The following is a 21,804-nucleotide window of genomic DNA, read 5'->3' as shown; positions in this document are numbered from 1 at the left end:
GCAGGGAAAAGCGGGCTCGGAAGGGGCTGCTGGGTGCAGCCGGTCGGTGGTTGTCGCACGGCCTTCGGGGCGGCGCGAGCAGCCGGCATCCCGGCCCGCTGTGGGAGAGTTGCCCTCCGAACGTAAAATCGTCCGCTTTCGCGGTGCATCACCGCGCTACCGTCCAATGTCCGGCCACGCCGGCCAGCTTCATGTTGACCTTCCAGCAAATCATTCTCAAACTGCAGTCGTACTGGGCCGACAAGGGCTGCGCGCTGCTGCAACCGTACGACATGGAGGTCGGCGCGGGCACTTCGCACACCGCCACCTTCCTGCGGGCCCTCGGCCCCGAGCCCTGGAAGGCCGCCTACGTGCAGCCCAGCCGCCGCCCCAAGGACGGCCGCTACGGCGAGAACCCCAACCGCCTGCAGCACTACTACCAGTACCAGGTGGTGCTCAAGCCGGCGCCCTCGAACATCCTCGAGCTCTACCTCGGCAGCCTCGAGGCGCTGGGCTTCGACCTCAAGAAGAACGACATCCGCTTCGTCGAGGACGACTGGGAGAACCCCACGCTCGGCGCCTGGGGCCTGGGTTGGGAAGTCTGGCTCAACGGTATGGAAGTGACCCAGTTCACCTACTTCCAGCAGGTCGGCGGCATCGACTGCAAGCCGATCACCGGCGAAATCACCTACGGCCTCGAACGGCTCGCGATGTACCTGCAGGGCGTGGACAACGTCTACAACCTGACCTGGACCGAAGGCCTGAGCTATGGCGACGTCTACAAGCAGAACGAGGTCGAGCAATCCACCTACAACTTCGAGCACAGCGACGCCGAGTTCCTGTTCACCGCCTTTGCCGCGCACGAGAAGCAGGCCAAGCACCTCATGACCGAGCAGCTCGCGCTGCCGGCCTACGAACAGGTGCTCAAGGCCGCGCACAGCTTCAACCTGCTCGACGCCCGCGGCGCCATCAGCGTAACGGAGCGCGCCGCCTACATCGGCCGCATCCGCAACCTCGCGCGCAGCGTGGCGCAGAGCTATTGCGAGAGCCGCGAACGGCTGGGCTTCCCGATGGCGCCGCGCGAATGGGTCGCACAGATGCCGCCGAAGAAGGCCGCCTGATCCTGATTGCTTGCCCGCCCAGCCGCCATGCCCACGATCTTCACCCACGTCGCCGTTCCCGTCTGCGCAGCCGTCGCGCTGGGCACGCGGCGCGTGCCGGTGCCGGCGCTGCTCGCGGGCATGCTCGCTTCCATCGTGCCGGACTTCGACGGCCTGGCCTTCAAGCTCGGCATCGCCTATGGCGGCATGGCGGGGCATCGCGGCTTCACGCACACCCTGCTCTTCGCGCTGCTGCTCGGCCTCGCCGGCTGGTGGCTCGCGCCGCGCTGGGGCATGCGCCGGGCGGTGGGCTGGGCATGGATCGCGCTGTGCACCATGTCGCATCCGCTGCTGGACATGCTGACCAACGGCGGCATCGGCATCGCCTTCTTCTGGCCGTTCAGCGACGCGCGCTATTTCAGCCCATGGCGGCCCATCGAGGTGTCGCCGATCGCGCTGAAACGTTTCTTCTCGCCGCGCGGCGCGCAGGTGCTGCTGAACGAGATGGTCACTGTCTGGGCGCCGCTGCTGATGGTGGCGGTGCTCGCGTTCGCGGCGCGCCGCGGCATGGAGCGGCGCCACAACGGCGCCGTTGCCGCATGAACCCTTTCTTCTCTTTCCCTTCCACGGTGCCGCATCGCTGCGCGCCCGTGACCGGCGCCGTTCGCGGCGCAGTTTTCGTCCTATCCCTCTGAGCCATGTCGTCTGCCAGCCTTCTTGTCGAACTGTTTGTCGAGGAATTGCCGCCCAAGGCGTTGAAGAAGCTCGGTGACGCCTTTGCCGGCGTGCTGCGCGACCAGCTGGTGGTGCAGGGGCTTGTCGAGGCGGGCGCCGTGCTCACCGCCTATGCCTCGCCGCGCCGCCTCGCTGCGCACCTCACGCACGTGGCCGAGCGCGCCGCCGACAAGGCCGTGTCGCAAAAACTCATGCCCGTGGCCGTGGGGCTCGATGCCTCGGGCCAGCCCACGCCCGCACTGCTCAAGCGCCTGGGCGCGCTGGGCGCCGACGCCTCGGCCGTGCCCGGCCTGAAGCGCGCGATGGACGGCAAGGCCGAAGCCCTGTTCTACGAGAGCACCGCCAAGGGCGCCACACTGGCCGAAGGCCTGCAGAAGGCGCTGGCCGAAGCGATTGCGAAGCTGCCGATCCCCAAGGTCATGAGCTACCAGCTCGAAAGCGGCTGCGAGTTGCCGGGCTGGAGCAGCGTGAGCTTCGTGCGCCCCGCGCACGGCCTCGTCGCCCTGCATGGCGGCACCGTGGTGCCCATCGAGGCGCTGGGCCTCCAGGCCGGCCGCGAAACGCACGGGCACCGCTTCGAGGCGGCGGTCGACCCGGTCGTGCTGCGCGATGCCAACAGCTACGCGCTGCAGCTGCAGGAAGACGGTGCGGTCATCGCGAGCTTCGAGGCGCGCCGCGCCGAAATCGCGCGCCAGCTCGCGGCCGCGGCCATCCAGGTCGGCAGCGGCTCCGTGCCCATTCAGGACGAGGCGCTGCTCGACGAAGTGACGGCGCTGGTCGAACGCCCCAACGTGCTGGTCTGCAGCTTCGAGCGCGAGTTCCTCGAAGTGCCGCAGGAATGCCTGATCCTCACGATGAAGGCCAACCAGAAATACTTTCCGCTGCTCGACGCCTCGAGCAGGCTCACCAACAAGTTCCTGGTCGTCAGCAACATCAGCCCCGACGATGCGAGCGCGGTGATCGAGGGCAACGAGCGGGTGGTGCGCCCGCGCCTGGCCGACGCCAAGTTCTTCTTCGACCAGGACCGCAAGAAGTCGCTGGCCTCGCGCGTCGAGTCGCTCGGCAAGGTGGTCTATCACAACAAGCTCGGCACGCAGGGCGAGCGCGTGCAGCGCGTGATGCACATCGCGCGCGGCATTGCCGAGAAGCTCGGCGACGCCACGGTGGCCGCGCAGGCGACGCAAGCCGCGCAGCTCGCCAAGGCCGACCTCGTGACCGACATGGTGGGCGAATTCCCCGAGCTGCAGGGCACCATGGGCCGCTACTACGCGCTGCACGACGGCCTCGACGCCGCGGTGGCCGATGCGATCGAAGACCACTACAAGCCGCGCTTCGCCGGCGACGAACTGCCGCGCAACAGCGTGGGCCTCGTGGTCGCGCTGGCCGACAAGCTCGAAACGCTGGTCGGCATGTTCGGCATCGGCAACCTGCCCACCGGCGATCGCGATCCGTTCGCGCTGCGCCGCCATGCGCTGGGCGTGCTTCGCATGCTGATCGAGAAGGACCTGCCGCTGGGCCTCGACGCACTGCTGCAGGACGCCGCCGCGCAGTTCAAGGACATCGACGGTTTCGACAGCGGCAAGGCCACCGTCGAGCTGCAGGACTTCATCCTCGACCGCCTTGCCGGCAGCCTGCGCGAGCAGGGCGCCAGCGCACAGGAGGTCGATGCCGTGCTGGCTCCGCGTCCGCAGCGCCTGGGCGAAGTGCCCAAGCTGCTGGCTGCCGTGCGCGCCTTCGCCGCACTGCCCGCCGCCGCCGCGCTGGCCGCGGCCAACAAGCGCATCGGCAACATCCTCAAGAAGGCGCCCGAAGCCGACGCGCACGTCAGCGAACTGCTGCTGCAGGAGCCCGCCGAGAAGGCGCTGCACGCCGCCATGGCGCAGGTCGTGCCCGCCGCCAACGCCCAGTTCGACGCCGGCGACTACACCGGCTCGCTGCAGACGCTGGCCGCGCTGCGCGAGCCGGTCGATGCTTTCTTCACTGACGTGATGGTCAATGCCGAGCAGGCCGACCTGCGGCTCAACCGCCTGGGCCTGCTGATGTCGCTGCACGCCGCGATGAACCGCGTGGCGCAGCTCGAGCGGTTGGCCGTTTGATCCCTTCGACGATTCCTCCACCGGCGGCATTGCCATGAAACTCGTCATCCTCGACCGCAACGGCACGATCAACGTGCACCGCGAAGATTTCGTCAAGAGCGACATCGAGTGGACACCGCTGCCCGGTGCGCTCGAGGCCGTGGCGCGTCTCAACCATGCGGGCTGGCACGTGGTGGTGGCCTCCAACCAGTCGGGCCTGGGCCGCGGCCTGTTCGACATGGCCTCGCTCAACGCCATGCACGCCAAGATGCACAAGATGCTCGCGGCCGTGGGCGGCAAGGTCGATGCGGTGTTCTATTGCCCGCACAGCCCCGACGAGGGCTGCGACTGCCGCAAGCCGAAGCCGGGCCTGTTCCTGCAGATCGGCGACCGCTACGGCATCGATCTCAAGGGCATACCAACGGCCGGCGACAGCCTGCGCGACCTGCAGGCGGGCGCGGCTGCCGGYTGCGAACCGCACCTGCTGCTCACCGGCATGGGTGCGGCCTGCCGCGGTATCGATCCGCTGCCTCCCGAATATCCGGCGAACACGATGGTTCACGAGGACCTCGCCGCCTTTGTCGACTTCTTGCTTGCGCGCGAAGCGCAGGCTGCATTGCAGGTGGCTGTCTGATGGCGTTTTTCCGTTCCGTTGTCCATGCACTGTGGATGCTCGTCACCGTGGTGCCCTGGGGCATCATCATGTGCGTCAGCTCGCTCTGGAAGCGCGGTATCCCGCTCTACTGGATGGCGGTGCAATGGCTGAGCTGGGCCATCGGCGGCGCGCGCGTGCTGCTCGGCATCCAGACCCGCGTGAGCGGCATGGAAAACCTGCCGACCGACAAGCTCGCGGGCGCCGTGCTGCTGGTCAAGCACCAGTCCACGCTCGAGACCTTCCTGATGCCCACGCTGATGCCGCACCCGCTGGCCTTCGTGTTCAAGAAGGAACTGATCTACGTGCCCTTCTTCGGCTGGGCGATGGCGCGGCTCGACATGATCCACATCGACCGCAGCCAGCGTGCGCAGGCCTTCAACAAGGTGGTCAACCAGGGCCGCAAGCTGCTTGCGCAGGGCATCTGGATCATCATGTTCCCCGAAGGCACCCGCATTCCGCGCGGCCAGAAGGGCACCTACAAGAGCGGCGGCACGCGGCTCGCGTGCGAAACCGGCGTGCCGGTGATCCCGGTGGCGGTCAGCTCGGCCAAGGTCTGGCCGCGCAAGGCGTTCATCAAGCGTCCCGGCGTGGTCGACGTGTCCATCGGGCCGGCGATTTCGAGTGTCGGTCGCAAGCCCGATGAGTTGATGCGCGAAGTCGAAGCGTGGATCGAAGCAGAAATGCGGCGGCTCGATCCCGAGGCCTACCGCTAGAAAGAAAGCCAGATGCGGGGACTGTTGCAGTTCACGATGGACTTGTTCGAGGGGCTGGGCAGCGAATTGGCGCGGCCCGAGCCGCCWGCGCCTCGCCCGAAGAAGGTCAGGAAGGCCGCGCCGCCTGCCGCGACGCCGGTGGCGCCCCGCGTCGCGCCGGAAGACAACGCCGTCGACGCCGGCCCCGCATTGCCCGCCATCCCCCTGCGCGACACCCTGACGCTCGCGAGCTTCGTGCACCCGCAGGCCACGCGCGAAACGGTGCTGGGCTCGGCGCGCGTGGCCTACGAATTCAAGCGCGGCAAGCGCAAGACCATCGGATTCCTGGTCGGCGCCGAAGGCCTCTCGGTGCGCGCGCCGCGCTGGGTGGCGCTGCGCGATGTCGATGCGGCCGTTCAGGAGAAGGCCGACTGGATCCTGCGCAAGCTGATGGAAACGCAGCAGCGCCACGCGCGCGTCGAGGCCACGCGCATCGAGTGGAAGGACGGGGCCGGGTTTCCTTTCATGGGCGAACCGGTGGTGATCCGGCTCGATCCGAAGCACGGTTTTGCAAGCGTCGGCGGCACCCTCGACGAGGGCGACAGTGCGGGCGGGCCGCGCACCTTGCGGCTGGCCGTGGCGCAGAGCGCCGAGCCTTCGCAGATTCGCGACGCCGCGCAGGCCTGGCTCATGCGGCAGGCGCGCAAGCTGTTCATCGAGCGCCTCGATCACTTCGCACCGCAGCTCGGCGTGCGGTGGCAGAAGCTGTCGCTGTCGAATGCAGCCACGCGCTGGGGCAGTGCCAGTGCCGACGGATCGATCCGGCTCAACTGGCGGCTGATCCATTTCCGGCTGCCGGTGATCGACTACGTCGTCGCCCACGAACTGGCCCACCTGCGCGTGATGGACCATTCGCACCGCTTCTGGGAAACCGTCGAGAGCGTGGTGCCCGACTACGACCTGCTGCGCCAGCAACTGAAGGACGAAGCCGTTCCCCGCTGGAACTAGCGCGGCACGCTATTCCTTGACCGACCCGGTCATGCCCGAGACGTAGTACTCGACGAAGAACGAGTAGATGAAGGCCACCGGCAGCGAGCCCAGCAGCGCACCGGCCATCAGCGGCCCCCACTGGTACACGTCGCCCTGCACCAGTTCCGTCACCACGCCGACCGGCAGCGTCTTCACTTCCGACGACGAGATGAAGGTGAGCGCGTAGATGAATTCGTTCCACGACAGCGTGAACGCGAAGATGCCCGCCGAGATGAGCCCCGGCACCGCCAGCGGCAGCACGATCTTCACGAGGATCTGCCAGCGGCTCGCGCCGTCGATCAGCGCGCATTCCTCCAGCTCGGCCGGGATCGAGCGGAAGTAGCCCATCAGCAGCCAGGTGCAGAAGGGGATGAGGAAGGTCGGATAGGTCAGGATCAGCGCCCAGCGCGTGTCGAACAGCCCGAGGTTGAAGACCACGCTCGCGAGCGGAATGAACAGGATCGACGGCGGCACCATGTACGCCAGGAAGATCGACAGGCCCACATGCTTCGCGCCCTTGAAGCGCAGCCGCTCGATGGCATAGGCCGCGAACACCGAGGCCGCCAGTGACACGAAGGTCGATACCACCGACACCAGCACCGTGTTCCACAGCCACTGCGGGTACGAGGTCTCGAACAGCAGCTTGTAGAAGTGCGCGAGTGTCGGATGGATCACCCAGAACGGATTTCCCTCGCGCGAGAGCAGTTCGGCGTCGGGCTTCACCGCGGTGATGGCCATCCAGTAGAACGGGAACAGCAGCACGATCAGGAAGACCAGCAGCGGCAGGTAGACCGTCACCAGCTTGCGCGGGATCGAGTCGAGGTAGCTCATGCCGACGGTGTCGACCTGGCCCGCATTGCTCATTGGGTGCCCTTCATTTGTCCGCTCCGCCCTGCTGCCACGCACGGCGCTGCAGGCCGAAGAAGCTGAACATCACGCAGGCCAGCAGGAACGGCACCATCGCGATCGCGATCGCCGCGCCCTCGCCAAGCGCGCCGCCCGAGATCGCGCGCTGGAACGACAGCGTGGCCATCAGGTGCGTGGCATTCAGCGGGCCGCCGCGGGTGATGACGTAGATCAGCTGGAAGTCGGTGAAGGTGAACAGCACCGAGAAGGTCATGACCACCGCGATGATCGGCGTCAAGAGCGGCATCGTGACGTGGCGGAACTGCTGCCACGGCRTCGCGCCGTCGATGGCGGAGGCCTCGTAGTACGAGGGCGAGATCGTCTGCAGCCCCGCCAGCAGCGTGATCGCCACGAAGGGCACGCCGCGCCACACGTTGGCGATGATCACCGCGATGCGCGCATTCCAGGGCGTGCCGAGGAAGTCGATGTACTGGTCGATCAGCCCCATCTTCACGAGGGCCCAGCTGATGATCGAGAACTGCGAGTCGTAGATCCACCAGAACGCGATCGCCGACAGGGCCGTGGGCACGATGTAGGGCAGCAGGATCACCGCGCGGAAGAAGGTCTTGAAGCGGATGTTCCGGTTCAGCAATATCGCCAGCCACAGGCCCAGGAAGAACTTGAGCACGCTCGCCACCGCCGTGTAGAAGAGCGTGTTGAAGAGGGCGAGCCGCGTCACGGCGTCGCCCCACAGGTACTCGTAGTTCTCCAGGCCGATCCACTCGCCCGAGCGGCCGACTTTGGCGTCGGTAAAACCGAGGTAGGTGCCCAGCCCCAGCGGGTAGGTCAGGAACAGCAGCAGCAACAACGCCGCCGGCAGCATGAACGCCAACCCAAGGGCGTTGCGGCTGTTCTGGAACCTGGCCAGAAGTGTCATGGAGAGGTCAGACCTTGTAGTAGCGCTCGGCACGCTTCTGCGCGCGCTCGGCCGCTTCCTTCGGCGTCTTCGATCCGCTCGCCGCTTCGGCCACCATGTTCGGAATGATGAAGTCCGCCGCAGCGCCCGCCGAGGCATAGCCCAGCTTGCCGTCGTAGCCGCCGGGGCGCAGGTTCTTCACCGAGTCGCGGTACGGCAGGTTCTTCGGGTCGGAGGTCCAGATCGCGCTGTTCTCGTAGAAGCGCAGGGGCTGCGCCACGTAGCCGCCGCCGCCCTGCAGCCAGGGGTCGAACTGCTCCTTCTCCATCATGAAGCGCAGGAACTCCTTGGCTGCTTGAGGGAACTTGGTGTACTTCATGACCATCTGGTTGAAGAACAGGTGCGACTCCGTCGGCACGCCGACCGGGCCGATGGGGAACACCGCGTGGTTGATGTCCGCGGCCATTTCCTTCACCTTGGGGTCGGTCGAATTCTTGGCCGCGTAGTAGATCGAGATGCCGTTGTTGGTCACGCTGATCTGGCCGTCGAGGAAGGCCTTGTTGTTGTTCGGATCGAGCCACGAGAGCGTGCCGGGAATGAAGTTGGCGTACAGCTCCTTGCCGTACTCGAGCGCCTTGAGCGTCTCGGGGCTGTCGATCACCACCTTGTTCGACTTGTCGACCAGCTTGCCGCCGTGCGACCAGATCAGCCAGTTGCACCAGGTGCTGTCGCCGGTCGCGTTGCCCAGCGCCATGCCGCCCGGCGTGCCTTTTTCCTTCAGGGCCTTGTAGAGCTTGAGGAAGTCGTCGGTGGTCTTCGGGAAAGTCGCGAAGCCCGCGGCCTTGACCATGCTCTCGCGGTACACGATGAGCGAGCCCGAGGCGCCGAGCGGCAGGCCCAGCCACTTCTTGCCGTCGGGGCGCATGAAGGCCTCGCCGGCCGGGTACCAGCCGCCGTACTTCTTGCCGAGGTATTCGGCGAGATCGGTCACGTCGAGCAGCTTGTCGGGGTACAGGTTGGCGTCGTCGTTGGTCGACAGGATGATGTCGGGGCCCGCGCCGGTGTTGGCCGCCACGGCGGCCTTCGGGCGCACGTCTTCCCAGCCCTCGTTGTCGACGCGCACTTCGATGCCCGTCGCCTCGGTGAACTTCTTGACGTTGGCCATGTAGGCGTCGATGTCGCCCTGCACGAAGCGACTCCAGCGCAGCACGCGCAGCTTGGCGCCCTTTTCGGGCTTGAAAGTCAGGGTCTGCGCCTGCGCGAACGGCGCGAAGAGGGCGCTGCCCGTGCCGATCGTCGCGGCGGCGGCAACGCCGACCGAACTCTCGAGAAACTTGCGGCGATTGAAATCACTCATGGGCTGTCTCCTTCGTTGTCAACGGACCGGGGATCGAACAATCATCAGGCGGCCAGGCGCAGGCCGGTGGCGGCATCGAACAGGTGTGCGCGCTCCAGGTCCGGCAGCAGGTGGATGGTGCTGCCGGGCGCGAAGTCGTAGCGCTCGCGGAACACGGCCGAGAGCTCCGTGCCCTCGTGGCGGCACGCGACGAAGGTGTCCATGCCGGTCGGCTCCATCACGACCACGCGCGACGGGATGCCGCCGCTGTCGCCGAGCGTCAGGTGCTCGGGCCGCGTGCCGTACACCACGCTCTGGCCGTCGGCGCCGCCCGCGTGCACGGGCGCATCGAGCCGCGTGCCGTCGGGCAGTTCGACATGGGCCGCGCCGCCGCTGCGCCGCAAGGTGCCGGGCAGAAAGTTCATGGCCGGCGAGCCGATGAAGCCCGCGACGAACTGGTTGGCCGGATGGTCGTACAGGTCCAGCGGGCTGCCGGTCTGCTCGATGCGGCCGTCGCGCATCACCACGATCTTGTCGCCCATGGTCATGGCCTCGATCTGGTCGTGGGTGACGTAGATGGAGGTGGTCTTCAGGCGCTGGTGCAGCTCCTTGATCTCGCTGCGCATCGCGACGCGCAGCTTGGCATCGAGGTTCGACAGCGGCTCGTCGAACAGGAACACCTGCGGATCGCGCACGATCGCGCGGCCCATCGCCACGCGCTGGCGCTGCCCGCCCGAAAGCTGGCGCGGATAGCGTCCGAGCAGCGGCTCGAGGGCCAGGATCTCGGCCGCGCGCTGCACCTTGCTGTCGATGGCCGCCTTGTCCATCTTCGCGAGCGCGAGCGCAAAGGCCATGTTGTCGCGCACCGTCATGTGCGGGTACAGCGCGTAGTTCTGGAACACCATCGCGATGTCCCGCTCCTTGGGCGGCAGGTCGTTCACGCGGCGTTCGCCGATGCGGATCTCGCCGCCGTGGATTTCCTCCAGCCCCGCGATCATGCGCAGCAGGGTCGACTTGCCGCAGCCCGACGGGCCCACCAGCACCGTGAACGAACCATCGGCAATGTCGATGTCCACACCGTGAAGGATGGCGATCTCGCCGAAACGCTTCTTGACCGCCTGAATCGTGACACTGGCCATGCAAGGAGTCCTGACAATCGCGGGAAGGGAAGCGGCACGGAGACCTCCGCATCGCAGCCCGCGCAGTATCGGCACTCGTTTTTGAAACCGGTATCAGGGCAAACCGGTAGGAGAAAATCCCGGTTGACTTGTATGATGACCCGATAACCGAGCTCCACTTTTCCGCTGCCGTGCAGGCTTCCGCCCTCTCAGAACCCTTCCACCTGGTGACGGACCGCCTGTCCGACAGGCTCGCCTCCCGATTGGCCGCACAGATCGAATCCGGTGCACTGCGCCCCGGCGACCGGCTTCCCACCGAACAGCAACTCGCCGCCTCGCACGGCGTCTCGCGCACCGTGGTGCGCGAGGCCGTGCACCAGCTCAAGTCGCAGGCGCTGGTCACGTCGCGCCAGGGCCTGGGCGTGTTCGTGGCGCAGGTGCCGCTCAATCGTCCGCTGGCCTTCGACCCCGCCGTGCTCGAATCGGTGCAGGCCGTCGTCCACGTGGTCGAGGTGCGGCGCGTGCTCGAGGGCGAGATCGCCGCGCTGGCCGCCAAGCGCGCGAGCCGCAGCCAGATCGCTGCCCTGCGGCGCGCATTGAAAGCGATCGATGTTGCCGCCGCGGCCGGCCAGGACKGCGTGGCGGAAGACCTGGCTTTCCACCGCGTGATCGGCGAGGCCACCGGCAATCCGCAGTTCCGGCTGCTGCTCGGATTTCTGGAGCAGTACCTGCGCGAAGGCATGCGCATCACGCGCGGCAACGAGGCACGCCGGCTCGACTTCATGGAGGCGGTGCAGAACGAGCACCGCGCCATCGTCGAAGCCATCGCGGCGCGCGACCCGGTGGCAGCGCGCCACCACGCCACCCAGCACCTGATCCGCGGCGAGCAGCGCCTGGTCGAGGGCGGTGTCATCACGGGACAGCGCCGGCGCGCCGCGGCGCGCGCAGTGCGCACGGCCGCACCGGCTGTCGCCGTCCCACGCAAAACCAAGAGAGGCAAACCATGAAACTGTTGATCACCGGAGGCGGCGGCTTTGTCGGCGCTCGTCTTGCGCGTGCGCTGCTGGCGCGCGGCACGCTGGCCGGCCAGCGCATCGAGCGCGTGGTGCTGACCGACATCGCGCCGCCGCCGGCCGACCTGCTGGCCGATGCGCGCGTCGAGGCCCGCACCGGTCCGCTGCTCGCGCAGACCGAGGCGCTGAAGACCGAAGCCTTCGACGGCGTGTTCCATCTCGCGTCGGCCGTGTCGGGCGAGTGCGAAGCCGACTTCGAGCTCGGCCTGCGCTCCAACCTCGACAGCACGCGCGCATTGCTCGATGCCTTGCGCGCCAACGTCGGCGCGGGCGGCAAGGTCGCGCGCCTGGTGTTCTCCAGCTCGGTGGCGGTCTTCGGGCCCGACCCTTCGGTGCCGCTGCCTGCGCTGGTGGCCGACGACACGCTGCCATTGCCGCAAACCTCCTACGGCACGCAGAAGCTGGTTTGCGAGCACCTCGTTTCCGACTACACGCGCAAGGGCTACATCGACGGCCGCGCCGCGCGGCTGATGACCGTGACGGTGCGCCCGGGCCGCCCCAACGGCGCCGCCTCGTCGTTCTTCAGCGGCATCATCCGCGAGCCGCTGGCCGGCGTGGAATCGATCTGCCCGGTGTCGCCCGACGTGTCGCATCCGATGTCGTCGCCGACCCGCACGGTCGAAGGCCTGATCGCCGTCTACGAAGCCAGCCGCGAAGCCTTCGGCGGCCGCGCCGCGCTCAACCTGCCGGCGCTCAACGTGCGCGTGAGCGACATGCTCGATGCGCTGGAGGAGGTGGCCGGCCCCAAGGTGCGCGCGCTGGTGCGTTTCGAGCGCGACGAGCGCATTGCCGGCATCGTGGCCAACTGGCCCGGTGGCGCCTCCGCCGAGCGGGCCGCGCGGCTGGGCCTGCATCCGCACGACAATTTCGCCGACATCATTCGCCAATACATCGCCGATTGCGCGGCACTTCCGAACGCCGCAGAAACCTTGAAGGGAATGTCCTGATGAGCAAGAAGAAAAGCCCCCCGTCGAAGAGCACCTCGAAGAAGTCGGCGGGCGCGCTCAAGCTGCGCTCGCAGGCCTGGTTCGACAACCCTGCCAACACCGACATGACGGCGCTGTATCTCGAGCGCACCATGAACTACGGGCTCGGCCTCGAAGAGCTGCAGTCGGGCCGGCCGATTATCGGCATCGCGCAGACCGGCTCCGACATCGCGCCCTGCAACCGCCATCACCTGGTGCTGGCCGAGCGCATGCGCGAGGGCATCCGCGACGCCGGCGGCATTGCCTTCGAGTTTCCGATCCATCCGATCCAGGAGACCTGCAAGCGCCCGACCGCCTCGCTCGACCGCAACCTGCAATACCTCTCGCTGGTCGAAATTTTGTACGGCTACCCGCTCGACGGCGTGGTGCTGACCACCGGCTGCGACAAGACCACGCCGGCCCAGCTGATGGCTGCCGCCACGGTCGACATTCCGGCCATTGCGCTCAACGTCGGTCCGATGCTCAACGGCTGGTACAAGGGCGAGCGCACGGGCTCGGGCACCATCGTCTGGAAGGCGCGCGAGCTGCTGGCCGCCGGCGAGATCGACGAGCCGGGCTTCCTGCGGCTCGTGGCATCTTCCGCACCGTCGGCCGGCCACTGCAACACCATGGGCACGGCCTCCACCATGAACTCGCTGACCGAGGCGCTGGGCATGACGCTGCCCGGCAGCGCAGCGATTCCCGCGCCGTACCGCGACCGCCAGGAAATGGCCTACATGACCGGCCGGCGCATCGTCGAGATGGTGCGCGAAGACCTGAAGCCGTCGGACATCCTGACGCGCGCCGCCTTCGAGAACGCGATCGTCGTGAATTCGGCGATCGGCGGCTCGACCAATGCGCCGGTCCACCTGAATGCCATTGCGCGCCACATCGGCGTGCCGCTCACGACCGGCGACTGGGAAAAGCACGGCTACAAGGTGCCGCTGCTGGTCAACCTGCAGCCGGCCGGCGAGTACCTCGGCGAGGACTACTACCGCGCGGGCGGCGTGCCTGCGGTGGTGGCCGAGCTGATCGCCAAGGGCAAGATCCAGCCGGCGCTCACGGCCAACGGCAAGACCCTCGTCGAGAACTGCGAAGGCCGCTTCACCGACGACCGGAAGGTGATCTTCCCCTACGCCAAGCCGATGATGAAGAACGCCGGCTTCCTCGACTTCAGCGGCAACCTGTTCGACTCCGCGATCATGAAGACCAGCGTGATCAGCCCCGAGTTCCACGGGCGCTACCTCGAGAACCCGGCCGATCCGATGGCTTTCGAGGGCACCGCCGTGGTGTTCGACGGGCCGGAGGACTACCACCGCCGCATCGACGACCCGAAGACCAAGATCGATGCGCACAGCATCCTGTTCATGCGCGGCGTCGGCCCGGTCGGCTATCCGGGGGCGGCCGAGGTGGTCAACATGCGCGCGCCGTCCTACCTGCTCAAGAAGGGCGTCACCGCGCTGCCCTGCATCGGCGACGGCCGGCAGTCGGGCACGTCAGGCTCGCCGTCGATCCTGAATGCCTCGCCCGAGGCCGCGACGGGCGGTGGGCTGGCATTGGTGAAGACAGGCGACCGCGTGCGCATCGACCTGAAGAAGCGCACGGCCAACATGCTGGTGTCCGACGAAGAGCTGGCCAAGCGCCGCCAGAAGCTCGAAGCGGCCGGCGGCTATCCGTACCCGCCGAGCCAGACGCCGTGGCAGGAGATCCAGCGCACGGTGGTCGACGAGCTGTCCGAAGGCATGGTGCTCAAGCCCGCCGTGAAGTACCAGAGGATCCACGCGACCTTCGGCATACCGCGCGATAACCACTGAGGTTGCCGCCGCGCTGAGCGCCTGAGCTCAGCGCGCGTGTGTCACGCCGCCGTCGACGACCAGCGTGGAACCCATCACGTAGTCGCCGGCGCGCGAGGCGAGGTAGATGGCGGCACCGGCCATGTCTTCCGGCGTGCCGATGCGGCCGGCCGGAATGCGGCCCTTGACCTCGTCGCCGTGGTCGCGCGCATCCTTGTTCATGTCGGAAGCGAAGGCACCCGGCGCAATCGCGCTGACCACGATGCGGTCCTGCGCCAGGCGCAGCGCCATGCGGCGCGTGAGCTGGATCAGCCCGGCCTTGCTGGCCGCATACGAGTACGTTTCCTGCGGGTTCACCGAGATGCCGTCGATCGAGGCGATGTTGATCACCTTCGACAGATGATCGGTCGCCGCTTTCTTGAGCATGGGCGTCAGCGCTTTCGTCAGGAAGAAGGGCGTCTTGAGGTTCAGGTCGACCACCTTGTCCCAGCCGCTTTCGGGGAACTCTTCATACGGCGCACCCCAGGCCGCACCGGCGTTGTTGACGAGGATGTCGAGCGAGCCCTCATGCTTCGCATAGGCATCGACCAGCGCCTGCGCGCCCTCGACCGTGGACACGTCCGCCGGCAGCGAGATGCAATGGCCGAAGGCCGAGAGTTCCTTCGCGGTCTGGTCGCAGGCCGCGGCCTTGCGCGCCGAGATGTACACGCGCGCGCCCTGGGCCAGGAAGCCCTCGGCGATCATGCGGCCGATGCCGCGCGAGCCGCCGGTGATCAGGGCGCTGCGGCCCTTCAGCGAGAAGAGTTGGGTGGTGTCCATGGTGCCGGTGTCTCCTGAATGAAAGATGTCAGGAAACGAGCTTAGTGCGCCGCGCGCCCAGGCCGCGTCACCTTGGCGCCAGCGTCAGGCTCCGGGGGCTCGTGAAACTGCGCAGGTCGCCGCTGATCGGGTCCTGGAACGCCACCGACTTGGCCAAGAGCTGCAGGGGCTTGTCGAAGTCGTCGGTGTTCGCGGGCAGCAGGGTGGGGTAGATCGGGTCGTTCTCGATCGGCATGCCCAGCGCCATGCAGTGCACCCGCAGCTGGTGCTTGCGGCCTGTGACCGGCGACAGCCGCAGCAGCGCCCGCTCGCCCAGCGTCTGCTGCACGGCGATGCGGGTCTCGGCGTTGGGCTCGCCCGGCACTTCCTTCACGCGCATGAAGTGCTCGTCGTCCACGAGCCGGCTGCGGTAGACGTCGGGCACCGACGAAACGCCCTCGCGCCACGGCACCACGGCCTCGTAGTGCTTGGCGATGCGGCGCTCCGGAAACATGGCCTGGTAGGCGCCGCGTGTCTCGGGGCGCACCGAGAACAGCACCAGCCCGGCGGTGCTGCGGTCGATGCGGTGCAGCGGCACGAGGTCGTCGAGCTTCAGCTTGCGCTTGAGCCGCACGAGCAGGCTTTCCTGCAGGTACTTGCCGGTGGGCGTGACGGGCAGGAAGGGGGGCTTGTCCACGACGACGAGCTGGTCGTCCTGGAACAGCACCTGCTCGTCGAAGGGGATGCGCACCTCGGCGTCCAGCGTGCGGTAGTAGTAGACGCGCAGCGGCGCTTCGTAACGGCGCTGCGCGGTCACGATGGCGCCGTGTTCGTCCACCACCTCGTGCGCCGCGATGCGCGCAGCCCAGGTGTCGCGCGAGATCGCGGGAAAGCGCTCGATCAGGAAGTCGGCGATGGTGGGCCAGGGGCCGGCAGGAAGGCCGACGCAACTGGGGCCGACGCCGTCGCGCGTGGGCAGCGGCAGCCGGGTGCTCGTCATTGCATGGCTTCCTGCTGCAGCGCCGACAGCGCTTCGGCGAACGAAGGGCGCGCCGCCACGTCGGGCCGCATGCAGCGGTCTTTCAGGGCGGACATCGCAGGCGGCGGTGCATCGCTGCAATGGTCGAGCAGCTCTTCCAGCAGGCAGCCGAAGGCGCGCATCTCCAGGCCCTGCAATGCCTGCGCCTGATTCGCATCGAGTGCGCCGGTCATCCAGGCCGCACCGAAGTCGCCGAGCCGCCCGCCGCCTTGCGCGTTCCACAGGATGTTGTGCGCATAGAGGTCGCCATGGAGGATGCCGCGCGCATGCAGGTGCTGCATGGCCGAGGCGATGTCGCACGCGATGCGCAGTGCCACTTCCGAGGTCCATTGCGCATCGCCTGCATACACGTCGCGCGTGCACGAAGCGAGGCTCGGCGGTCCTGCGAGCGTGCGGAAGGAGGGCGCCACGAGCGCCATCACCAGGCCCTCGGTGCCTTCGGGGTGTCCGTCGATCCGGTGCTGCGCCGCGATCAGCGTGGGATGCTCGCCGGCCGCAATACACGCGGCCATTTCGCTGTGCGGCCAGCCATCGCTGGTGACCGTGCCCTTGAACAGCTTGACCGCCACCTGCTGCTGCGAAGAGCCCAGGGTGGCCTGATGGATCACGCCCGATGCGCCTTCGCCGAGCTTCTTTCCCAGCGTCAGGTCGCGCCAGTCGACATGCGGCACCGACGGCGCGACGATGGCCGCATCTTCGGCCTGCGTATCGAAGGGATTGCCGGCCGCGGCAAGCCAGGAAAGGCGCGGCAGCGAGAACAGCCACGGGGGCAGCGCTTCGAAGCGGTTGGCAGAAATTCGCAGCAGTTCGAGCTGCCGGCATGCGGCCATCGAGGGCGGCAGCTCGCGCAACCGGTTGCCCGCCAGCATGAGCTTCTGCATGCGCGTGCAGCGGCCGAGCGTGTCGGGCAGCACCTCGATCCGGTTGTCGGTCAGGATCAGCCAGCGCAGCGACGGCGGCAATGCGGCGGCCGGCACGCTGTGGATGCGGTTGGCCTTGAAGCCGGCGATGTCGAGGCCATGGCATCGGCCGATGGATTCGGGCAGCGTCGTGAAGCGGTTGTCGGCGCAGAACAGCACGCGCAGCCGGTGCAGGCGGTCGAGGTCGTCTGGCAGTGCGTCGAGCGCATTGCCGGAAAGGTTCAGTGTTTCGAGCGAATCGGCAAGGTCGAAGATCTCGCGCGGAAACTCGGTGAGTCCGCACGAGAGGTCGAGTCGTGTGGCGCCTGCCAGCCGGCCCGCGCGCAGCTCAGCTAGCGTGTCCATCCGGCGAGTCTAAGTCCCTAGGAGGTGGTGGCGGCTCCGGCGCCGAAGCGGTAGGTGCCGTCCGGGCCCAGTTCGCGCTTCACCTGCCCGGAGAACCACAGCAGGTGCAGGTGCGCCACCGTTTCACCCATCGCGAAGGTCATCTGGTGCAGGTCGAGTTCGCGCTTGAACAGGATCGGCAGGCCTTCCGCTGCGGTGAGTGCGCGGGCCGTGCAGGCTTCGAGCAGTTCGGCCAGCCGGTCGCGGTGGTGCGCCTGCAGCTGGTCCACGCGGCGGTGGATGCCGGTGAAGGGCTTGCCGTGCGAGGGCAGGCCCAGCGTGTCGGCCGGCAGCGTCTTGAACCTGTCGATGCTGTCCAGGAAGAGCCGCAGCGAGTTGGCCTCGGGCTCGCCCGCATGCACGCTCACGTTGGTCGAGATGCGCGGCAGCATCATGTCGCCGCCCAGCAGCAGCTTCTGCGCGTCGCAGTACAGCGCGATGTGCTCGGGCGCGTGGCCGTAGCCGCTGATGCAGCGCCAGGCGTGGCCGTTGATGCTCACGATGTCGCCGTCCATCATGCGCGTGTAGCGGTCGGGCACCGAGGGCACCATGTTCGCGTAGTAGTTGGTGCGCGCGCGGATCTTGGCCACCGCCTCGGGGTCGGTCAGGCCGTGCGACGCAAAGAAGCTGGCGGCCTGCTCGCCGCCCGCCAGCGTGTCGCCGGCGGTGCTCAGCACGCGCGCCACGTGGTAGTCGGTCGCGCTGATCCACAGCGGAGCGTTCCACCGCGCRCACAGCCAGGCGGCCAGCCCGATGTGGTCCGGGTGCATGTGGGTGACGATCACGCGCAGGATCGGCAGGCCCTGCAGCTGCGTCTCGAAGATCTGCTCCCACTGGGCGCGCGATTCGTCGTGCGCGATGCAGCAGTCGACCACCGTCCAGCCCTCGACGCCGTCGATCGTGTCGCGCAGCAGCCAGAGGTTGATGTGGTCCAGCGCAAAGGGCAGCCTCATGCGGATCCAGCRCACGCCGGGCGCGATTTCCATGGCTTCGCCGGGAGCGGGCAGGGTGTCGCCCAGGGGGTAGTGGAGTTCGCGTTCGAGGAGGTTCATGTAAGATTGACGTTTACGTAAACGTCATGTGTGGATGGCACCATTGTAGGGAGCGCGGCCGAAACCTGCTGTCGCCCCCGCAACGCCCCTCCCGACGCCCCCGAACCGTCCCGCCGCCCCATGTCCGCGCCAACCTTCACCATCAGCCAGCTCGCGAAGGAATTCGACCTCACGACGCGGGCCATCCGCTTCTACGAGGACATGGGCCTGCTCACGCCCGAGCGTGCCGGCCTGCAGCGCGTGTACAGCGCGCGCGACCGGGCGCGGCTCACGCTCACGCTGCGGGCCAAGCGCCTCGGCCTGAGCCTGACCGAGGCGAAAGACATCCTCGACATGTACGACAGCCCGCGCGACACCGTGCCGCAGCTGCAGAAATTCCTCGGCGTGCTGGGCGCGCACCGGGCCCAGCTCGAGGCGCAGCTGGCCGAGCTGCAGGCCAACCTGGCGGAGGTGCGCGAGCACGAGAAGAAGGGGCGTGCCACGCTGGCGCGGGCCCAAAAGGCGGCCAGGACCGCTTGAAATCCCGGTTCGGAACACGACTCATCGACAATCACTCCCTATGTCCGACAACCTCGAAGACCTCTTCGCCCACAACCGTGCCTGGTCCGCACAGATGGAACGCGACCGGCCCGGCTTCTTCACCAGCCTGGTGAAGCAGCAGACGCCGCGCTACATGTGGATCGGCTGCTCCGACAGCCGCGTGCCCGCCAACCAGATCACTGGCCTGGAGCCGGGCGAGGTGTTCGTGCACCGCAACGTCGCCAACATCGTGGTGCATTCCGACCTCAACGCGCTCTCCGCGATCCAGTTCGCGGTCGAGCACCTGAAGGTCGAGCACATCATGGTCGTCGGCCACTACGGCTGCGCCGGCGTCAAGGCGGCGCTCAGCGGCAAGCGCATCGGCCTGGCCGACAACTGGATCCGCCACATCCAGGACGTGCGCGACCGCCACAGCGTGATGCTCGACAGCCTGCCCGAAGACGTGCGCGTCGACGCCCTGTGCGAGCTCAACGTGGCCGAGCAGGTGGTCAACGTGGCCGTCAGCACGGTCATGGTCGATGCCTGGGGCCGCGGCCAGAAGGTCCGGATCCATGGCTGGACTTTCGGCGTGCACGACGGCCTGCTGCAGGACCTGGGCCTGAACGCCGATGGCGACAAGCCGCTCGACGCTATCTACAAGGCCGCGGTGCAGCGCATCCGCTACAAGTGGAGCAAGCCGTTGAGCCTCTCGCCATCCGCGCAGGCGGGGGCCGACGGCACCGAAGGCAGCGAAAGCCCCGGCAACAAGTAACCCGGCCGAGCCCATGTTCCCGCAGCGCCTCGATTCACCGCTGGCCTACGACATCGCCAAGGCGATGATCGACGGGTTCAACCGCCACTACCGGTTGTTCCGTGCCGAATCGGCGCGCGCCAAGCACCGCTTCGAGACGGCCGACTGGCACGGACAGCAGCGAGCGCAGCGCGAGCGCATCGAGTTCTACGACCTGCGCGTGAACGAGGCCGTGGCCCGGCTCGAAAAGGAATTCAAGGCCGGCGACCAGCCGATGGAGGTCTGGCACCAGGTCAAGCTGCACTTCATCGGGCTGCTGGTGGACCACCACCAGCCCGAGCTGGCCGAGAGCTTCTTCAACTCGGTGACCACCAAGATCCTGCACCGCGCCTACTTCCAGAACGACTTCATCTTCGTTCGCCCTGCGATCAGCACCGAGTACATCGAGCCGCGCGGCGCGCCCACCTACCGGCCCTACTACCCCGCGCACGACACGCTGGCCGACACCATCGAGCAGATGCTCGACGACTTCGCGCTGCAGGGCAGCTATGCCAACAAGCGGCGTGATGCCGAGCGCGTAGCGCATGTCATCCTGAACCGCTTCCACCAGGTCAAGCTGCGCGCCAATTTCCAGCTGCAGGTGCTCTCGGGCCTGTTCTTCCGGAACAAGGGTGCCTACGTGGTCGGCAAAATCATGAACGGCTTCACCGAGATCCCGTTCTCGCTGCCGATCCTGCACGACAGCCAGGGCAAGTTCTATGTGGACGCGGCGCTGTTCGGCGAAGACGACCTGCAGATGCTCTTCAGCTTTGCGCGCGCCTACTTCATGGTCGACATGGAAGTGCCCTCGGCCTGGGTGCAGTTCCTGCGCTCGCTGATGCCGCGCAAGCCGCGCGCCGAGATCTACAACGCGCTGGGCCTCGCCAAGCAGGGCAAGACGCTGTTCTACCGCGACTTCCTTTCGCACCTGAACTACTCGAGCGACCGCTTCCGCATCGCGCCCGGCATCAAGGGCATGGTCATGCTGGTGTTCGACCTGCCGTCGTTTCCCTTCGTGTTCAAGGTCATCAAGGACTTCTACCCGCCGCAGAAGGACACCACGCGCGAGCAGATCAAGGGCAAGTACATGCTCGTGAAACAGCACGACCGCGTGGGCCGCATGGCCGACACGCTCGAGTACAGCGACGTCGGCTTTCCGCTCGACCGCTTCGAGCCCGGGCTGATCGAGGAGATCCAGAAGTTCGCGCCCAGCCAGCTCGAGCTCGGCGACCGCGACGGCAACGGGGAGATGGAGGTCGTGCTCAAGCACGTCTACATCGAGCGCCGCATGATTCCGCTCAACATCTACCTGCAGGAAGCCTTCGACACGCTGGCCCACCCCGAGAGCCCGGCCCATGCCAAGCGCGCGAAAGACCAGCTGGAGCACGCGGTGATCGAATACGGCAACGCGATCAAGGACATGGTCGCCGCCAACATCTTCCCGGGCGACATGCTGTGGAAGAACTTCGGCGTCACGCGCGGCGGCAAGGTCGTGTTCTACGACTACGACGAGATCGAATACATCACCGACTGCAAGTTCCGCAAGGTGCCTACGCCGCGCAACGAGGAAGACGAGATGAGCGGAGAGGTCTGGTACTCGGTGGGCCCGAAGGACGTGTTTCCGGAAACCTTCGAGCCCTTTCTGCTCGGCAACAGCGATGTGCGCGCAGCCTTCATGGCGCACCATGCCGACCTGCTCGACGCTGCCTTCTGGCAGCACCACAAGGAACGCATCCAGGCGGGGCAGATGCTCGATGTGTTCCCGTACGAAGAATCGCAGCGTTTCCAGCACGAGGGGCACGCGACGCATTTCTGAAATGAAATCTTGCTTTTCGATTCGTTGCGTTGTGCGTTGTTCGGGGCGCTGCTGTTCAGGGCGCGCTCACGCCGACGGTGTGCTCTGCTCCGCGAATGTCCCCCGGCGCGGCCTAGGGCCGCAGGCCTCCTCCTTTATTTCGCTGCGCAGAGCACACCATCGGCGTGATCGTTC

General features: G+C 67.2%; 20 protein-coding genes. 12 read left to right on the top strand and 8 right to left on the bottom strand.

From position 1 onward, the window contains the following. The first annotated feature begins 191 nt into the window (after positions 1-191). The 6 genes from glyQ (at position 192) to AC1DXX_RS27340 (ending at position 6,244) form a co-directional block, all read left to right on the top strand. Complete coding sequence (gene glyQ, locus AC1DXX_RS27365) at positions 192-1,100, top strand: glycine--tRNA ligase subunit alpha (RefSeq protein WP_478137355.1); 909 nt, start codon at positions 192-194, stop codon at positions 1,098-1,100. Positions 1,101-1,127: 27 nt separating this feature from the next. Next, positions 1,128-1,682 (top strand): metal-dependent hydrolase, encoded by a 555-nt coding sequence (locus AC1DXX_RS27360; protein ID WP_478137354.1) that lies wholly within the window; start codon positions 1,128-1,130, stop codon positions 1,680-1,682. A 95-nt stretch (positions 1,683-1,777) separates the two neighbouring features. After that, a complete protein-coding gene (glyS, locus tag AC1DXX_RS27355; RefSeq protein ID WP_478137353.1) occupies positions 1,778-3,910 on the top strand; it encodes a glycine--tRNA ligase subunit beta in 2,133 nt (710 codons plus the stop codon). A gap of 34 nt (positions 3,911-3,944) precedes the next feature. After that, on the top strand, positions 3,945-4,523 hold the full coding sequence (gene gmhB / locus AC1DXX_RS27350; RefSeq protein WP_478137352.1) for a D-glycero-beta-D-manno-heptose 1,7-bisphosphate 7-phosphatase: 579 nt from the start codon (positions 3,945-3,947) through the stop codon (positions 4,521-4,523). Further along, on the top strand, positions 4,523-5,257 hold the full coding sequence (locus AC1DXX_RS27345) for a lysophospholipid acyltransferase family protein (protein ID WP_478137351.1): 735 nt from the start codon (positions 4,523-4,525) through the stop codon (positions 5,255-5,257). Before gmhB ends, AC1DXX_RS27345 begins: the two co-directional genes overlap by 1 nt. Positions 5,258-5,269: 12 nt before the next feature. Beyond that, positions 5,270-6,244: a M48 family metallopeptidase gene (locus tag AC1DXX_RS27340; RefSeq protein WP_478137350.1), complete on the top strand. Its 975-nt coding sequence runs from the start codon at positions 5,270-5,272 to the stop codon at positions 6,242-6,244. Positions 6,245-6,253: 9 nt separating this feature from the next. Here AC1DXX_RS27340 and AC1DXX_RS27335 read toward each other — a convergent pair whose 3' ends face one another. From AC1DXX_RS27335 to AC1DXX_RS27320, 4 genes are read right to left on the bottom strand one after another with little or no spacing between them, the layout of a single operon-like run. After that, positions 6,254-7,129, bottom strand: coding sequence for a carbohydrate ABC transporter permease (locus tag AC1DXX_RS27335; RefSeq protein ID WP_478137349.1), 876 nt, complete (start codon positions 7,127-7,129; stop codon positions 6,254-6,256). A gap of 10 nt (positions 7,130-7,139) precedes the next feature. Then, the gene (locus AC1DXX_RS27330; protein WP_478137348.1) at positions 7,140-8,048 is read right to left on the bottom strand and encodes a carbohydrate ABC transporter permease; all 909 of its coding nucleotides are present in this window, start codon (positions 8,046-8,048) and stop codon (positions 7,140-7,142) included. Between the two features lie 7 nt (positions 8,049-8,055). Then, positions 8,056-9,384 carry an ABC transporter substrate-binding protein gene (locus AC1DXX_RS27325; protein ID WP_478137347.1) on the bottom strand — a complete coding sequence of 443 codons (1,329 nt, stop codon included), beginning with the start codon at positions 9,382-9,384 and terminating at the stop codon, positions 8,056-8,058. 44 nt (positions 9,385-9,428) lie between these two features. Continuing rightward, entirely contained in the window at positions 9,429-10,502 is a 1,074-nt protein-coding gene (locus tag AC1DXX_RS27320; RefSeq protein ID WP_478137346.1) for an ABC transporter ATP-binding protein, read from the bottom strand. 206 nt (positions 10,503-10,708) lie between these two features. On the opposite strand from AC1DXX_RS27320, the gene AC1DXX_RS27315 reads away from it, so the two are divergent. Genes AC1DXX_RS27315 through AC1DXX_RS27305 form a run of 3 tightly spaced genes read left to right on the top strand, consistent with a single transcriptional unit; the run spans position 10,709 to position 14,333 of the window. After that, a complete protein-coding gene (locus tag AC1DXX_RS27315) occupies positions 10,709-11,488 on the top strand; it encodes a FadR/GntR family transcriptional regulator (protein WP_478137345.1) in 780 nt (259 codons plus the stop codon). Then, on the top strand, positions 11,485-12,501 hold the full coding sequence (gene denD / locus AC1DXX_RS27310; protein WP_478137344.1) for a D-erythronate dehydrogenase: 1,017 nt from the start codon (positions 11,485-11,487) through the stop codon (positions 12,499-12,501). Before AC1DXX_RS27315 ends, denD begins: the two co-directional genes overlap by 4 nt. Continuing rightward, positions 12,501-14,333: an IlvD/Edd family dehydratase gene (locus tag AC1DXX_RS27305; protein WP_478137343.1), complete on the top strand. Its 1,833-nt coding sequence runs from the start codon at positions 12,501-12,503 to the stop codon at positions 14,331-14,333. The genes denD and AC1DXX_RS27305 overlap by 1 nt, the downstream gene beginning before the upstream one ends. 27 nt (positions 14,334-14,360) lie before the next feature. Here AC1DXX_RS27305 and AC1DXX_RS27300 read toward each other — a convergent pair whose 3' ends face one another. From AC1DXX_RS27300 to AC1DXX_RS27285, 4 genes are all read right to left on the bottom strand, one after another. After that, positions 14,361-15,131, bottom strand: a complete 771-nt coding sequence (locus AC1DXX_RS27300; RefSeq protein ID WP_478137342.1) for an SDR family oxidoreductase — start codon at positions 15,129-15,131, stop codon at positions 14,361-14,363. A 67-nt stretch (positions 15,132-15,198) separates the two neighbouring features. After that, complete coding sequence (locus AC1DXX_RS27295) at positions 15,199-16,110, bottom strand: pseudouridine synthase (protein WP_478137341.1); 912 nt, start codon at positions 16,108-16,110, stop codon at positions 15,199-15,201. Beyond that, complete coding sequence (locus AC1DXX_RS27290) at positions 16,107-17,414, bottom strand: leucine-rich repeat-containing protein kinase family protein (protein ID WP_478137340.1); 1,308 nt, start codon at positions 17,412-17,414, stop codon at positions 16,107-16,109. Before AC1DXX_RS27290 ends, AC1DXX_RS27295 begins: the two co-directional genes overlap by 4 nt. Before the next feature lie 17 nt (positions 17,415-17,431). Further along, positions 17,432-18,505 (bottom strand): MBL fold metallo-hydrolase, encoded by a 1,074-nt coding sequence (locus AC1DXX_RS27285; RefSeq protein ID WP_478137339.1) that lies wholly within the window; start codon positions 18,503-18,505, stop codon positions 17,432-17,434. A 120-nt stretch (positions 18,506-18,625) separates the two neighbouring features. On the opposite strand from AC1DXX_RS27285, the gene AC1DXX_RS27280 reads away from it, so the two are divergent. From AC1DXX_RS27280 to aceK, 3 genes are read left to right on the top strand one after another with little or no spacing between them, the layout of a single operon-like run. Beyond that, positions 18,626-19,024 (top strand): MerR family transcriptional regulator, encoded by a 399-nt coding sequence (locus AC1DXX_RS27280; RefSeq protein ID WP_478137338.1) that lies wholly within the window; start codon positions 18,626-18,628, stop codon positions 19,022-19,024. 40 nt (positions 19,025-19,064) lie between these two features. Then, positions 19,065-19,796 (top strand): carbonate dehydratase, encoded by a 732-nt coding sequence (can, locus tag AC1DXX_RS27275; protein WP_478137337.1) that lies wholly within the window; start codon positions 19,065-19,067, stop codon positions 19,794-19,796. Positions 19,797-19,809: 13 nt separating this feature from the next. Then, positions 19,810-21,630, top strand: a complete 1,821-nt coding sequence (gene aceK / locus AC1DXX_RS27270) for a bifunctional isocitrate dehydrogenase kinase/phosphatase (protein WP_478137336.1) — start codon at positions 19,810-19,812, stop codon at positions 21,628-21,630. The last annotated feature ends 174 nt before the right edge of the window (positions 21,631-21,804 follow it).

The sequence above is a fragment of the Variovorax sp. P4_B10 genome (assembly GCF_056402375.1).
The sequence above is the reverse complement of the archived record's forward strand: the minus strand, read 5'-3'. Positions and strand labels throughout refer to the sequence as shown.